Origin of the sequence: Yersinia rohdei ATCC 43380 (assembly GCF_000173775.1) — a bacterium.
In the GTDB taxonomy this organism is placed as follows: domain Bacteria; phylum Pseudomonadota; class Gammaproteobacteria; order Enterobacterales; family Enterobacteriaceae; genus Yersinia; species Yersinia rohdei.
Genome location: NZ_ACCD01000012.1, coordinates 18768 through 34642, shown reverse-complemented (window position 1 = coordinate 34642; position 15875 = coordinate 18768). Strand labels below are relative to the sequence as shown.

Sequence of the window (15875 nt, the reverse complement as noted above, 5' to 3'; positions counted from 1 at the left end):
TTAATAATAAAAGTTCGTAAGATTTAATTAATTTAAGTAAACGCACTTATTTCATCCGACACACTCTGCACGCTTATTTAGTGTGCAGAGTAATACTTTGCTATTATCATAAGGCGTATTTATATGGACAGTAAGATCCCTAATGCCCGTTGGTTCCGCGTTATTGTTCCAATAATGATTGCTTGTATTATTTCTTTTATGGACAGAGTAAATATAAGTTTTGCTCTGCCCGGTGGTATGGAAAGTGATTTAGCAATTACCAGCCAAATGGCCGGTTTAGCGGGCGGTATTTTCTTTATTGGTTATTTATTTTTACAAGTGCCGGGGGGCCGAATTGCTGTTCATGGTAGCGGCAGAAAATTCATTGCTTATTCTCTGGCAGTCTGGGCAATAGTTTCTATTTTGACTGGTTTTGTCACTAACCATTATCAATTATTATTCCTGCGTTTTGTTCTGGGTGTTTCTGAAGGCGGTATGTTGCCCGTGGTTTTGACTATGGTCAGCAACTGGTTCCCTGAACGTGAGATTGGCCGCGCCAATGCTTTCGTTATGATGTTTGCCCCCATCGGTGGCATGTTCACCGCCCCTCTTTCCGGTTTTATCATTAATGCGCTCGACTGGCGCTGGTTATTCTTTCTGGAAGGTTCGCTCTCCGCCGTGGTGTTAGTGATGTGGTGGTTTGTTATCAGTGATCGGCCAGAAGAAGCAAAATGGCTATCAGCAAAAGAGCGCGATTATCTGGTAACTGAACTGGCGCGGGAACGTGCTGAGCGGATGCTGGATGCGCCAGTGACCAACGCCCCACTCAAAGCGGTATTCCTTAATAAAGGGTTGATGAAGCTGGTCGCGCTGAATTTCTTTTATCAAACCGGGGATTACGGCTACACCTTATGGTTGCCGACCATCTTGAAAAATCTGACTGGCGGCAATATGGCCTCTGTCGGGGTTCTGGCCATTCTGCCATTTATTGCCACCACTGCGGGTATCTATGTCATTTCTTCTTTATCGGATAAAACCGGTAAGCGCCGTCTGTTGATCATGATTTCACTGTTCTGCTTTGCCGCAGGGTTGGTGACGTCGGTTATTTTCCGTCACAACGTGTTGGTGTCTTATCTGGCTCTGGTGGTATGCGGCTTCTTCCTTAAAGCAGCCACCAGCCCATTCTGGTCAATTCCCGGACGTATTGCCGTGCCGGAAGTGGCGGGTGGGGCGCGCGGTGTCATTAATGGTTTAGGTAATTTGGGCGGGTTCTGTGGCCCATATCTGGTCGGTGTAATGATTTTCCTCTACGGCCAAAGTGCCGCCGTCTGCATGTTGGCGGGCTCATTAATTATTGCCGGACTGATTACCCTGACTCTGCCGAAAGAGTGTGATGTTGAAGTCGACACAAAGAAAACGGCCAAAGGTTTAGCCAGGGTAAAACGCGCATAAAGCCCGGTCGCTGGCATTCGCCGACATAGCAATGCCAGCGCCCTTGATAACCGGAGTGTCTCATGAATTTACAGCAGCAACTTATCCGCTGTCAGCAGCAGCAACAGCGCCTGCAACTCACTAATTTCAATCACGAAATGGCCTGGCAGCTAGGTGAGAAAATCAAGCAGCAAGCCGAGCAACAGGCAGTGGCGCTGGCGATTAATATTACTCTGAATGGGCAAACTTTATTCAGCTACGCCATGTCTGGCACCAGTGCAGAAAATCATGATTGGCTGCGGCGTAAGCGCAATGTCGTAGAGTTACTGGGCACCAGCTCCTATGCCGCCGGGCTGATGTTACAGCAGCGCCAGACCTCACTTGAGGCGCGTTATGGTGTCAGTCTGCGCGATTATGCTGCATTGGGTGGCGGGTTCCCGCTACAGGTTCAGCAGGTGGGTATTATTGGAAGCGTGAATGTTTCCGGCGCACCACATCTAGATGACCACAATTTGCTACTGCAGGTGCTGGCGGATTTTATTGGCCTCCCTGCGGGCAGCATTGAACTTTTGACTCCCCTAAGCGAATAAGGAATGGCGATGAACCCGACTCTCACCCGTGTCACGCAGCGTATTGCGGCGCGATCTGCGGCTACTCGTTCGGCTTATCTGCAACGTATCAGTGCGGCGCAGGAAAATACGGTTCACCGCTCGCAGTTGGCTTGTGGCAATCTGGCCCACGGTTTTGCCGCCTGCCAACCAGAGGATAAAGCTGCGCTAAAAAATATGGTGCGCAGTGATATTGCCATTATCACCTCTTATAACGACATGTTGTCCGCCCATCAGCCTTATGAACATTATCCGCAGCAACTGAAAGCTGCGCTACATGAAGTCGGCGCGGTCGGGCAGGTTGCCGGTGGGGTTCCCGCTATGTGCGACGGGGTGACTCAAGGACAAGATGGCATGGAGCTGTCGCTGATGAGCCGCGATATTATTGCCATGTCAGCCGCTATTGGTTTATCACACAATATGTTTGATGGCGCTTTGTACCTCGGCGTTTGCGACAAAATCGTGCCCGGTTTATTGATAGCCGCCTTGTCATTCGGTCACTTACCGGCAGTTTTTGTCCCGGCAGGGCCAATGGCCAGCGGCCTGTCCAATAAAGAAAAAGTGCGGGTGCGCCAACTGTATGCCGAGGGGAAAGTCGACCGACACGCCTTATTAGACGCCGAAGCGGCCTCTTATCACAGCGCCGGTACCTGTACATTTTATGGCACGGCCAACTCTAATCAGATGGTGATGGAAGTGATGGGATTGCACTTGCCTGGCGCGTCTTTTATCCAGCCCAATACGCCATTGCGCGATGCTCTGACGGCGGCGGCGGCGCGCCAGGTCACCCGCTTGACACAAACCAGTGGCAATTATCTGCCCGTCGGCCAATTGGTGGATGAAAAAGTGGTGGTGAATGGCATTGTGGCCCTGCTGGCAACTGGCGGCTCAACCAATCACACTTTGCATCTGGTGGCGATGGCCCGTGCGGCGGGGATTATCATTGATTGGGATGACTTTTCTGAGCTGTCTGATGTGGTACCGCAATTATGTCGCATTTACCCCAATGGCCCGGCGGATATCAACTATTTCCAGGCGGCTGGCGGGGTGTCACTGTTAGTCAAAGAATTGCTGCAAGGAGGATTATTGCATGGCGATGTGCACACGGTAGCTGGGTTTGGCTTGCAACATTATACCCAAGAGCCGTATCTGGAAAACGGCCAACTGCAATGGCGCAATGGGCCAGAGCAGTCACTGGATAATCAAGTTATTGCCAGTGTGGCCAACCCCTTTTCACCACAAGGTGGCACCAAGGTATTGAGTGGCAATTTGGGACGTGCCGTGATGAAGACCTCGGCAGTTCCTCATGAACATCAGATTATTGAAGGGCCGGCGGTGGTGTTTGAAAGCCAGCATGATGTCGAGTCAGCATTTGAGTCGGGTGCATTGGACAAAGATTGTGTGGTGGTGGTGCGTTATCAAGGGCCGCGCGCTATTGGGATGCCAGAGTTGCATAAATTAATGCCGCCATTGGGGGTGTTATTGGATCGTGGTTTTAAGGTGGCATTGGTGACTGATGGCCGCTTATCCGGGGCCTCTGGGAAGGTGCCTTCGGCAATCCATGTAACACCAGAAGCCTATTGTGGTGGTTTGTTGGCAAAAATCCGTAATGGTGACCGCGTCCGGGTGGATGGTGTTAGCGGCGAACTTTCACTGCTGGTGGATGACGCCGAATTGGCCGCGCGCCAGCCGCAGATGCCGGATATTGCCGCTTTCCATGTGGGGAGTGGGCGCGAGCTATTTGGGGCCTTACGTGAGCAAATGACTGGGGCCGAGCAGGGCGCCAGTTGTTTTTATCGTTAACGCCAATCAAAATCCAATTTCACGACGATAGGCTATGCTTAGAGATGCCCTTTTTTCACTCATGGAGAATGCACATGAACCGAGATAAAGACCAGCAAACCTCATTGGATGACGATTTAATGATGCTGACGGATACGCTAGAGGAGGTACTGCGGGCCTCGGGCGATGCAGCGGATGAAAGTTATCAGGAAATTAAAGCACGGGCGGAGAAAGCACTAAAGGAGGTTCAGTACCGTTTGAGTGGCCGCAGTGAATGCTATATCAAACGGGCAAAAGCGCTGGCCTGCTGTACTGATGACTATGTTCGTGACAAACCCTGGTGCAGTGTGGGGATTGGCGCGACTGTCGGGTTGGTCATTGGCTTATTGTTGGCGCGACGCTAACCTTTTTTAATGAGACAGGTATTCTAGTGAGGTTGACGACAAATCCGCACTTTCAGTTCTATGTCAGTCACCTATGGGCGCTTACGATGTGGCCCATTTCCTCGCCAATCAACTTTGTCCGCAGTTTTAACGGCTCTTAAAGGGGCCGTTTCTATTTGGCACTCTTGCTCGTTGGCCAGTAGCAAGTGGGCCTGAGTTGAGAATATTAATCTCATATAATGCTAAGGCGGAGGAAATTTGCTCTTTTGCCCCTCTTAAGAGGTATAGGTTGGTACCAATATCAAATATTAGTGTGATAACGAACAATAACTTTTCAATCTGACTTTTCTTATTATTCATGGCCCGTATAATCCCACTCTTTCTGTTGATTTGCCGAGGTGGTCGTGAAGCAACTTTCTGGTTTGTTAGGCGAATTACGGCAAAAGTTACGTGCCGGCTTCCCTGAGCAGGCCGGTATTCGGCAAATTATTTTGCCCGCGCCGGGTCTGGTGGGGAGCCAATTACTGGAATGGTTGGCGGTGCAGTGCCATTTTCCACAATTTTACTGGCAGCATCGTGAAGGCCATGAAGAAACCGCCGTCTGTGGTCAAATTCGCCAATTTAATGATGTGGCCTCGGCCGAACGCTTTATTCAGCAGCACAGTGCGGTCGCCGGGCTACGGGTGTGGGGGCTGAATGCGTTTGAACCGGTGAGTATCACTGACCCCAGTGCCAGCAGCCCGCCGCAACTCCAGACCAGTTTCCTGTTTTTACCGCGTATTGAAATTTCGCGTCGTGGTCACCATACCCATCTGACCCTTAATTTAGTAAGTGATTTTTCCTTGCAGCAAGATGCTGCGCTGGCCATCACCTTTATTGACCAACTGGTTGCCGCCAAACCCCTACCAGCGCTGGATGCGGTTGTCGAACATGCCAGCCATATGCCGGAATATCCGCAGTGGAGTGGCTTAATTCAGCGCGCGTTAGGCAATATCGAACAACAAAAAATGGAAAAAGTGGTACTGGCGCGGGCGACCCGACTCATGCTGGACAAACCGCTTTCCTGTACCGCTTTTATGGCTGCGAGCCGCCAGGTTAACCATCATTGTTACCACTATATGTTGCGCTTTGATGCGGTGCGGGCTTTTCTGGGCTCCAGCCCGGAGCGCCTGTTCCAGCGCCAATTGTTGCATTTGGAAACCGAAGCCTTGGCCGGCACAGTATCAAATGATGAAAACAGTGTGCAGGCGACTGAACTGGCCAACTGGCTGATGCATGATGAAAAAAATCAACGCGAAAATTTACTGGTCGTTGATGACATTTGCCAGCGTTTGCAAGGTGGGGTTGAGGCAGTGGATGTGATGCCGCCGGAAGTGATTCGGTTACGTAAAGTCCAGCATTTGCGCCGTCGCATTCATGCCAGGCTTAATCTGGCCAGTGATACTGATTGCTTGCAAAGATTGCAACCGACGGCCGCCGTGGCGGGGTTGCCGCGCAATATTGCCCGGCAGTTTATTGCCGAAAACGAACCTTTTTCTCGCGGTTGGTATGCCGGTTCGGCGGGCTATCTTTCCCTAAAACAAACTGAATTCAGTGTGACACTGCGCTCTGCATGGGTGGAGGACAGCCAAATCCATCTGTATGCCGGGGCCGGTATTGTCGCCGGTTCTGATCCACAACAAGAGTGGCAAGAAATTAACAATAAATCAGCAGGGTTACGGACTTTGCTGACGAATCAACAGCAAGATAATAAAGCATAAAATGCACTAATTAACCGCACTCGTTATGTGGGTGTGTTGTGGCTCTCCGGTTGCAAGTGTAAACTGTCAAACGGGGTCACAACGCCATTTACCCTTGGCGATGAGTGGTAAAATTTTAACCATTATTCAGTCACTTCGGGCTTTTACAGAGGATGATTTTTTGTTCCTCACGCTGATTATCGCGGTCGCGGTGTCTGTTAACTGACTTTTGGGCAAACCATGTCGACAAGCGTTTTTAACCGTCGTTGGGCGGCATTGCTACTGGAGGCGTTGACTCGCCACGGTGTGCGTCATATCTGTATTGCTCCTGGCTCCCGTTCAACACCTTTGACCTTAGCGGCAGCGGCGAACCCGTCGCTGGTTTGCCACACCCATTTTGATGAGCGCGGCTTGGGGCATTTGGCATTAGGGCTGGCAAAAGCTTCGGCAGAACCCGTGGCGGTGATTGTCACCTCTGGCACTGCCGCTGCCAATCTTTACCCGGCCCTGATTGAAGCCGGGCTGACGGGGGAGAAATTGATCCTGCTGACCGCCGACCGCCCGCCGGAGTTAATTGACTGCGGGGCCAATCAGGCGATTCGCCAGCAAGGGCTATTTGCCAGCCATCCTACCGTGAGCTTGAATATGCCGCGACCCACGCCAGATATCCCGGCCAGCTGGTTGGTGTCGGCCATTGATGGCGCTATGGCGCAATTGCATCAGGGCGCTCTGCATGTTAACTGCCCCTTTGCGGAACCCCTGTATGGCGGTGACGCTCAACTCTATGCTGACTGGTCTGCCACCTTGGGTGACTGGTGGCAAGATTGCCACCCGTGGCTACGCCAATCCGGCAATTTACCGGCCATACAACAAACTGACTGGTTCTCCTGGCGGCAAAAACGCGGCGTAATCATTGCCGGGCGCATGACCGCCGCCGAGGGCGAGCAACTGGCCGAATGGGCACAATTGCTGGGGTGGCCATTGCTGGGCGATGTGCTCTCACAGACCGGCCAACCGCTGCCCTGTGCTGATTTGTGGCTGGCCCATCCTCAGGCGCAGCAGGTGCTTGCTCAGGCACAAATCGTGTTGCAATTTGGCAGTAGCTTGACCGGCAAGCGCCTGTTGCAGTGGCAAGCACAATGCCAACCGCAGGAATATTGGCTGATAGATACCTTGCCCGGTCGCCTTGACCCGGCCAATCATCGTGGGCGTAGAATTATTTCGCCAGTGAATGAGTGGTTGGCACAGCATCCAGCGCAGTACCGCAGCCCGTGGGCGGCTGAACTCAGCCTGTGGGCAGAAAATGCTCAAGCCCATGTCGCCCAAGTACTGAACGAGCAATTTAGTGAGGCCGCAGTCGCCCATCAGCTGGCTGAATTGTTACCGGAAAATGGCCAACTTTTTGTTGGTAACAGTTTGATTGTGCGCTTGATTGATGCTTTGGGGCAATTACCCGCAGGCTACCCGGTGTTCAGTAACCGTGGCGCGAGTGGTATTGATGGTTTGCTGTCCACCGCCGCCGGCGTCCAGCGCGCGACAGCCAAACCGACACTGGCTATCCTCGGGGATTTATCGGCGTTATATGACCTCAATGCACTGGCATTATTGCGCCAAAGTTCGGCTCCCACCGTGCTGTTAGTGGTGAACAATAATGGCGGGCAGATTTTCTCGCTGCTGCCCACGCCAGAAGCCGATCGCCAACGTTTTTATTGCATGCCGCAGGATGTCAATTTTGAACATGCTGCCGCTATGTTTGGTTTAGGTTATGGCCGCCCAGAGAGTTGGCTGATGCTCCAACAGCAGGTTGAGCAGTGCTGGCTACGGGGCGGTGTCACCTTGATTGAGATTGTCGTGCCGCCCAGCCAAGGAGCCGAAACCTTACAACAATTGGTACAGCAGGTGGCCCAGCTATGACACTGGCTTGCCGCAAACTCGAACCACATCCTCAATCCGCGGTACATCAACATGCCGGGCCTTGGTTAGTATGGCTGCATGGCTTATTGGGGAGCGGCGAGGATTGGTTACCGGTGGCCCAATTGTGTGGCGATTATCCTTCGCTACTCATTGATTTACCGGGGCACGGGAAATCAGTGGCGCTCACCACCCGTGGATTGGCTGATATCAGCCAGCAATTAACGGCAACATTGCAGGCTAATGGCATTCGCGAATATTGGCTGGCAGGCTATTCTTTAGGCGGCAGAATTGCGATGTATCACGCCGGCTATAGCAACCCTCATGGTTTACAGGGGCTGTTAGTGGAAGGGGGAAACCTCGGGCTGGAAAACGACGCACTGCGGCACGCACGGTTACAACATGACCGCCGCTGGGCGCAGCGTTTCCGTCAGGAACCTTTGCCACAGGTTCTCATTGATTGGTATCAGCAAGATGTCTTTGCTGATTTAAATGCGCAACAGCGGCACCAATTGGTGACATTGCGGGCAGAAAACTGTGGCCCGGCGGTGGCAGAAATGCTGGAAGCCACCTCACTGGGGCATCAGCCTTGGCTATTACCGGCCCTGCAACAACTTCGCGTCCCTTTCACTTATCTATGTGGCGAGCGCGATCAAAAATTCCAGCAAGTGGCGCGCGAATATCAGTTGCCATTACGCACTCTGGCCCGCGCTGGCCACAATGCTCACCGGGCGAACCCCGGCGCTTTTGCCGCGCAGGTATTGTCATTTTTATCAAGTTCATCATCTTTACCCAATTCATCATTTTTATCCTAATCCCGTTAAAGGAATGCTAATTATGCTTTATCCGAGCGAAGAACAGCTGTATGCCGCCATTGATTGGCAGGATTGCTCTGCTGGGTTTGAAGATATTCGTTATCACAAATCCAGCGATGGGATCGCCAAGATCACCATTAACCGCCCACAGGTGCGTAATGCATTTCGCCCATTAACCGTTAAAGAGATGATCCAGGCGCTGGCCGACGCGCGCTATGACGACAATATTGGCGTGATAATCCTGACCGGTGAAGGTGACCAAGCCTTCTGTTCTGGTGGTGATCAGAAAGTCCGTGGCGACTACGGCGGTTATAAAGACAACAGTGGTGTTCACCACCTGAATGTTTTGGATTTCCAGCGCCAGATCCGCACGTGCCCGAAACCGGTTGTTGCAATGGTTGCCGGTTATTCAATTGGTGGCGGGCATGTATTGCATATGATGTGCGATCTTACCGTTGCGGCTGATAACGCCATTTTTGGGCAAACGGGGCCAAAAGTCGGCTCATTCGACGGCGGTTGGGGGGCGGCTTATATGGCGCGCATTGTCGGCCAGAAAAAAGCCCGCGAAATCTGGTTCTTGTGCCGCCAATATGATGCTAAAAAAGCATTGGATATGGGGCTGGTCAATACCGTGGTGCCGCTCGCCGAGTTAGAAAAAGAAACCGTGCGCTGGTGTCGTGAAATGCTACAAAACAGCCCAATGGCACTGCGCTGTCTGAAAGCCGCGCTGAATGCCGACTGCGATGGGCAAGCGGGTCTGCAGGAGTTGGCGGGTAACGCCACTATGCTGTTCTATATGACAGATGAAGGCCAGGAAGGGCGTAATGCATTTAATGAAAAACGCCAACCGGACTTCAGCAAATTCAAGCGTAATCCGTAATGCGCGCGGCGACGCTTTACCGCTATAGCATCCCAATGGAAGCCGGGGTGATATTGCGCCATCAACGACTAAAAAGCCGTGATGGATTATTGGTGAAGTTGCAGCAAGGCGAGCAGACGGGCTGGGGTGAAATTGCCCCGTTACCGGAGTTCAGTCAGGAAAATTTAGCACAGGCAGAAGCGGCGGCCCTGAGTTGGTTGCAATGCTGGGTTAAGGGCGAAAATCCGTTACTTAACCCGCTGCCATCCGTTGCTTTTGGCCTAAGTTGTGCACAAGCGGAGCTGGATAACGGCTTGCCGATGACGGCAGATTATCGTAAAGCGCCACTTTGTACCGGTGACCCTGACGAGCTGTTTGCGGTGCTACAGGCCCTGCCCGGCGAGAAAGTCGCCAAGGTGAAAGTCGGGTTATATGAGGCCGTGCGCGACGGCATGATAGTCAATGTGTTGCTGGAAGCCTTACCTGATTTGACCTTACGTCTGGATGCCAATCGCAGTTGGACACGGGCGAAAGCCGATGGGTTTGCGAAATATGTCAATCCTGAACTGCGTTCTCGCATCGCCTTTCTGGAAGAGCCTTGTAAAACTCGGGCAGAATCCCGTGAGTTTGCCCGTGATACGGGGATTGCCATCGCATGGGATGAAAGTGTGCGCGAGGCTGATTTTAAGGTCGAAGCAGAGCCGGGCGTGGCCGCCATTGTCATTAAACCGACCTTGGTGGGCAGCATTGCGCGTTGCCAGCAATTGGTGCAGCAAGCGCATCAGGCGGGGCTGGTGGCGGTTATCAGTTCCAGTATTGAGTCCAGTCTGGGGCTGACCCAATTGGCGCGCTTGGCAAACTGGCTGACGCCCGCCACAATCCCAGGGTTAGATACCTTGGATTTGATGCAGGCGCAATTGGTACGCCGCTGGCCTGATAGCCTTTTGCCCGTCGTGGCGGCTGAACAGCTGGATGTGTTATGGCACAGCTGAGTGCCGGGGCGGGGCAAGCTTCAGGTTATCGCCAAGATAGGTATGATTGCCAAGAAACGTTCCCTTGGAAATATTGGGCCAGACTGCGACCTCAGACAATAGCGATACGTTCGGGGTCGCAGCTGATCAGCTGGCAGCAACTGGCCACTGATATTGATAATCTGGCATCCGGTTTTCAGCAGCAAGGTGTGATGCCCGGCAGTGGCGTGGTGCTGCGGGGCAAAAACAGTTATTCGCAACTATTGGCTTATCTGGCCGCCTTGCAGTGCGCCGCCCGGGTGTTACCCCTTAATCCACAATTGCCAGAGGCGCTGCTGGTGCCTCTCTTGGCTCCGCTAGATATTGATTTTATCTTGAATCTGGCCGACCCATTACCCGCGTCATTCACCTTTACCCCGCTGACGCTCTGCACCCATCCTCCGGCGGCAGAGATACCCGCATGGGAGAGTCAACGGCTGGCGACCATGACGCTAACCTCAGGTTCTTCGGGCTTGCCCAAGGCGGCGGTGCATACCATTGCTGCCCATTTGGCCAGCGCTGACGGCGTAGTCAAGCTGATGAACTTCACGGCGGCCGACAGTTGGTTACTGTCATTGCCACTATTTCATGTTTCAGGGCAGGGGATTGTTTGGCGCTGGTTGAGTGTCGGGGCCACTTTGGTGGTGCAAACCGGTGTAGCGTTATCTGATGCTCTTGCCGGATGCAGCCATGCTTCGCTGGTGCCAACCCAGCTCTGGCGCTTACTGGAAAAAACCAACAACCCGCTTAGCTTGAAAGATGTTTTACTGGGCGGCGCGGCTATCCCAACCACCTTGACCGAACAAGCTGAAGCCCGTGGTATCCGCTGCTGGTGCGGTTATGGTTTGACTGAAGCGGCCTCTACCGTCTGTGCCAAACGTGCTGACGGCCAGCCCGGTGTCGGGGCGGCATTGGCGGGGCGGCAGGTGAAACTGGTCGAAGACGAAGTATGGGTGAAAGCCGATTGTCTGGCGGCCGGTTACTGGCAACAGGGCCAGTTACAGCCGCTGGCGGATGCTGATGGCTGGTTCCACACCCGTGATCGTGGGGTATGGCAGCAAGGTGAACTGCATATTCTCGGGCGGTTGGATAACTTGTTTTTTAGTGGCGGCGAGGGTATTCAGCCTGAGGCTATTGAGCGGGTTTTGCTGCAATATCCAGCAATACAGCAAGCTTTTGTTATTCCTGTCGCTGATACCGAATTCGGCCATCGGCCCGTCGCGGTAATTGATGCTGAGGTGGCGGTGGATGAGATGACATTAGCCGATTGGTTAGCGCCGCAGTTGGCGGTGTTCCAACGCCCGGTGGCTTTTTATCGCCTACCTGAGGAGCTTAAAACCGGGGGGATAAAGATTTCTCGGCGGTTAGTGGCACAGTTTGTTGAGAAAACTTACCGGCCAACAGAGCAAAATAGAAAAACCTAAAATAAGTGATTGATATTAATCCAATACTTTCAGTGACGAGTTAGCCAGCAATCTAATCCCCCTCATTGAGGGGGATTAATGGCAAGGATTAATTTAATCCCAGCGCCTTCTTCACACCATTACCGTAATCAGGATGAACCTGCATAAACAGGGCGACCTGACGGCGTTGGATCTCTTCAGGAATCTGAGACAACTCGCCAGCAATGCGGGCAAACATACGCTGATGCTCTTCTGCACTGAGCAAATTGAACAGCGCCCGCGGTTGTGTGAAGTAATCTTCATCTTCACGATGATTCCAATGATCAGCAGCACCTTCCAGTGTTAATGGTGGCTCGCTGAAGTCAGGTTGTTCCTGGAACAAACCAAAACTGTTGGGTTCGTAAGTCGCAGTATTGCCGCTGTTACCATCAACCCGCATTGCGCCGTCGCGATGATAATTATGGAACGGACATTTAGCACTGTTCACTGGGATCTGATGATGGTTAACCCCTAAACGATAACGCGCTGCATCGCCGTAGGAGAACAGGCGGCCTTGTAGCATGCGGTCAGGAGAGAAACTGACCCCAGGAACCACGTTGGCTGGGTTGAAAGAGGCTTGTTCCACTTCGGCGAAATAGTTTTCCGGGTTGCGGTTCAACTCGAAGAAACCGACATCAATTAAAGGATAATCGCCGTGCGGCCATACTTTGGTGAGATCAAATGGGTTGTAAGGTGTTTGTGATGCTTCGTGCTCTGGCATTACCTGAATTTGTAGATTCCAACGTGGGAAATCACCCTGTTCAATGGCATCGTACAGGTCACGCTGAGAGCTTTCTCTGTCCATGCCAACCAGTTTTTCAGCTTCGTCATCCATAAGGTTTTCAATGCCTTGCTGGCAGCGGAAGTGGAATTTAACCCAAAAACGCTCATTGTTAGCATTGATAAAACTGAAGGTATGGCTGCCGAACCCGTGCATATGGCGATAAGATTTTGGCAGGCCACGGTCACTGAAATCGATAGTGAGCTGGTGCAGTGATTCAGGGAGCTGAGAGAAGAAATCCCATTTATAAGTCGGATTGCGCAAGTTGGTGCGCGGATCGCGTTTCACGACGTGGTTAAGGTCGGGGAATTTCAGTGGGTCGCGTAAATAGAACACCGGTGTGTCATTGCCGACTAAATCCCAGTTGCCTTCCTCGGTATAATATTTCATGGCAAAGCCACGGATATCACGTTCAGCATCGGCAGCACCACGTTCGCCAGCAACTGTTGAGAAGCGAACAAACATTTCGGTTTGTTTACCCATCTCAGAGAAAATTTTTGCGCGAGTGTATTGGGTAATGTCGTGGGTGACGGTAAAGGTACCATAGGCACCGGAACCTTTAGCATGCATGCGGCGCTCGGGGATCACTTCGCGATCAAAATGAGCCAATTTTTCCAAGAACCATACATCTTGCAGCAACATTGGGCCGCGTCGACCCGCAGTGACAACATTATTATTATCAACAACAGGTGCACCTGCTGCTGTCGTTAATCCTTTCTTTTTGCTCATCATTTTCTCCAGAATGGCTATTGGATTGATTGCGAACTCGGGCGTTTTACTACTTACAGCAAGTCAAAAGTTGGATTGACAAGGTAATAATCTAAATAACATCAGAAGGTTATTCTGTGATCTCCACACTAGTTGTAGCCTTATTACGACCTTTCAGCAAATAGGCCTAGCTTATCGTTATCATTACTAACATACGGTATAGGTATGAAGGGAGTATTTACAATTCTTTGAAATACTAGGGGTATTTGATCGGTTATTCCGTGTGTTCATGCTTTTTTTTTCAGTTAAACTCGATGCGGGAAAACCCGTTAGCTAACGGTTGCTTATGGGTAACATCAAGAATAACGAGAGAAAAATATGAATAAGTACTTAATCGCTGGTGCTGCTGGCCTGTTGTTGGTAGCAGGTTCAGCCAGTGCAGTGGGTTTTAATGCCGAAGCAGGGCGTGATTACACCAATTTAGGATTTGGTTTTGGCACTAACACCGGTGGCCTGGCTATCAGCGGTAACTGGGCACGTAGTGACCATGATGGCGATATCTACAGCATGGGGCTGGGTTTTAACATCCCAATTGGCCCAATGATGGCAACCGTCGGCGGGAAAGGCATTTACATGTCACCGGAAGATGGCAGCAATGGTGGCGCAGTCGCCATTGGCGGTGGTTTAACTTATCCAATCAACAAGTCATTTACCTTATATGGCGAAGGCTATTTTGCGCCAGAAGAATTGACCAGCGGAATGAAGTCCTATAGCGAAGCCAATGGTGGCCTACGTTGGAATGTATTCCGCCCACTCACCGTAGATGTCGGCTATCGCTACATCAATATGGAAGGTAAAGATGGCCACCGGGATAACCGAGTTGCTGATGGGGTGTATATTGGCGCCGGCCTGAACTTCTAATTCCCTGGTGTTAAATTAACGGCTACTGCGCGTCGTCACTCTGAGATTGCGCAGTGCTCGGCCTCCTCGTGTACGACGTGTACACTTCAGGGCACTCCGCGCTGGGCGCACTCAGATTGACTTAGCTCGCTACACCTCACGGGGTGTGCTTACTGGGGAAAGGTTACCCAACCGCGGGTAATACACCCGTAACAATTCCTACCTGAATGCCAATAACCATTATCCCACAGGCAAATACTGCGGCTAATGCCGGTTTTCCGCCCCAGACACGGTAACTTCCTTGATGGATTTTACGTGCTTTCCACGCCAGCATCGCCGGTAGGATTAATGCCAATATTGATAAGGCTACTGCGGCAAACCCCAACGCCATAATAAAACCGCGTGGGTAAAACAGTGCGAATAACAGCGGTGGAACAAAAGTAATAACACCGGTTTGCAGACGGCCCCGTACCGAATTGCGGCGTTTAAATAAATCCGCCAGATAATCAAATAACCCCAACGCGACGCCCAGGAATGAGGTCGCCAGCGCTAAATCTGCAAACAAGTGTACCGCCAGCTCAACATGGGGTGAGGCGACAACATCGCGCACCGCTTGTAATAAGCCATTCAGCCCAGCTTGCTGTGCCAAAATACCGACGAAGGTGTGGGATGAAATAGCCCCCAAGGTGGTCAACTGCCAGAAAATATAAGCAATTAGCGGGATGGCACTGCCGATAATAAATACCCAGCGCAGCTTACGAATATTGCCACCCATATAATTGACAATGCTGGGCACGCTACCGTGAAAGCCAAATGAGGTGAAAATCACCGGAATAGCGGAAAGTGCCAGCCCCTGTTCCAAAGGTAACGTCAATAAGTTAGTTTTTTCGATATGCGGCATCATCAATACCAGCATCACAATCAGGAAAATAATTTTGGCGCTAAACAGGATACGGTTAAATAAATCGACCGAGTGGGTACCAATACAGACCACGCCACCGGCAACCCCGGTAAACAGCAGTACACCGAGTGAGGTTGGAAATGATTGCTGAGTCCATTGGCTAATACTGGTTGCCAGCAACTCGCCCGCGCCACTGATATAGGCGGCTGTCAGCGCATACATCAGAAACATCATGCTGAAACCGGTGAGCCATTGCCCACGATTGCCAAGATAGCGTTTCGCCAAGGTGCCAAGCCCAGTATCCGCGGCCTCATGTTGATAAACCTCAACCAAGAGCAGCGCGGTGTAACACATTAATACCCAAAGGGAAATTAACAATGCAAGGGTAACACCAAAGCCTACACCTGCGGCGGCCAGTGGCATAGCCAGCATACCAGCACCAATGGTGGTGCCAGCAACGATAAATATACTGCCCAGAGTGCGATTCTTCACGCTTTCCTCTACTACATGACAATTTATATCCAATTTAATTGGTGGTGCGGCAAGGCAGAAAACGAATCAATCCCGCAAAGCTGACACAGGTCAGTGATTCGGGTCGGTGAGTGCCGCTAATGCCGCTGCCACGT

13 protein-coding genes are annotated in these 15875 nt (G+C 51.7%); 11 read left to right on the top strand and 2 right to left on the bottom strand.

Features of this window, described 5'->3' with window-relative positions; all coding sequences use genetic code 11:
- Positions 1-123 precede the first annotated feature (123 nt).
- The 10 genes from YROHD0001_RS08475 (at position 124) to menE (ending at position 11941) form a co-directional block, all read left to right on the top strand.
- A complete protein-coding gene (locus YROHD0001_RS08475; protein ID WP_004714804.1) occupies positions 124-1431 on the top strand; it encodes an MFS transporter in 1308 nt (435 codons plus the stop codon).
- A gap of 62 nt (positions 1432-1493) precedes the next feature.
- The gene (locus YROHD0001_RS08480) at positions 1494-2000 is read left to right on the top strand and encodes a heme-degrading domain-containing protein (protein ID WP_004714803.1); all 507 of its coding nucleotides are present in this window, start codon (positions 1494-1496) and stop codon (positions 1998-2000) included.
- A gap of 9 nt (positions 2001-2009) precedes the next feature.
- Positions 2010-3821 (top strand): phosphogluconate dehydratase, encoded by a 1812-nt coding sequence (gene edd, locus YROHD0001_RS08485; RefSeq protein ID WP_032816949.1) that lies wholly within the window; start codon positions 2010-2012, stop codon positions 3819-3821.
- 74 nt (positions 3822-3895) lie between these two features.
- Positions 3896-4204: an ElaB/YgaM/YqjD family protein gene (locus tag YROHD0001_RS08490; RefSeq protein ID WP_004714801.1), complete on the top strand. Its 309-nt coding sequence runs from the start codon at positions 3896-3898 to the stop codon at positions 4202-4204.
- A gap of 383 nt (positions 4205-4587) precedes the next feature.
- Positions 4588-5943 (top strand): isochorismate synthase MenF, encoded by a 1356-nt coding sequence (gene menF, locus YROHD0001_RS08495; RefSeq protein ID WP_004714800.1) that lies wholly within the window; start codon positions 4588-4590, stop codon positions 5941-5943.
- A 219-nt stretch (positions 5944-6162) separates the two neighbouring features.
- Positions 6163-7836 carry a 2-succinyl-5-enolpyruvyl-6-hydroxy-3-cyclohexene-1-carboxylic-acid synthase gene (gene menD / locus YROHD0001_RS08500; RefSeq protein ID WP_004714799.1) on the top strand — a complete coding sequence of 558 codons (1674 nt, stop codon included), beginning with the start codon at positions 6163-6165 and terminating at the stop codon, positions 7834-7836.
- Entirely contained in the window at positions 7833-8648 is an 816-nt protein-coding gene (gene menH, locus YROHD0001_RS08505) for a 2-succinyl-6-hydroxy-2,4-cyclohexadiene-1-carboxylate synthase (RefSeq protein ID WP_032816945.1), read from the top strand. The genes menD and menH overlap by 4 nt, the downstream gene beginning before the upstream one ends.
- Positions 8649-8670: 22 nt before the next feature.
- The gene (gene menB / locus YROHD0001_RS0117915) at positions 8671-9528 is read left to right on the top strand and encodes a 1,4-dihydroxy-2-naphthoyl-CoA synthase (protein WP_032816944.1); all 858 of its coding nucleotides are present in this window, start codon (positions 8671-8673) and stop codon (positions 9526-9528) included.
- The gene (gene menC / locus YROHD0001_RS08510; protein WP_004714797.1) at positions 9528-10499 is read left to right on the top strand and encodes an o-succinylbenzoate synthase; all 972 of its coding nucleotides are present in this window, start codon (positions 9528-9530) and stop codon (positions 10497-10499) included. Before menB ends, menC begins: the two co-directional genes overlap by 1 nt.
- Positions 10487-11941 carry an o-succinylbenzoate--CoA ligase gene (gene menE / locus YROHD0001_RS08515; RefSeq protein WP_042542286.1) on the top strand — a complete coding sequence of 485 codons (1455 nt, stop codon included), beginning with the start codon at positions 10487-10489 and terminating at the stop codon, positions 11939-11941. The genes menC and menE overlap by 13 nt, the downstream gene beginning before the upstream one ends.
- Before the next feature lie 88 nt (positions 11942-12029).
- Here the strand turns inward: menE and YROHD0001_RS08520 are convergent, their stop codons facing one another.
- Positions 12030-13469: a catalase gene (locus tag YROHD0001_RS08520; protein WP_186373556.1), complete on the bottom strand. Its 1440-nt coding sequence runs from the start codon at positions 13467-13469 to the stop codon at positions 12030-12032.
- 357 nt (positions 13470-13826) lie between these two features.
- Here YROHD0001_RS08520 and YROHD0001_RS08525 point away from each other — a divergent pair, with 357 nt between their 5' ends.
- Positions 13827-14369, top strand: a complete 543-nt coding sequence (locus tag YROHD0001_RS08525; protein WP_004714794.1) for a YfaZ family outer membrane protein — start codon at positions 13827-13829, stop codon at positions 14367-14369.
- Positions 14370-14532: 163 nt separating this feature from the next.
- Here the strand turns inward: YROHD0001_RS08525 and tyrP are convergent, their stop codons facing one another.
- Entirely contained in the window at positions 14533-15741 is a 1209-nt protein-coding gene (gene tyrP, locus YROHD0001_RS08530; RefSeq protein WP_004714793.1) for a tyrosine transporter TyrP, read from the bottom strand.
- Between the last annotated feature and the right edge of the window lie 134 nt (positions 15742-15875).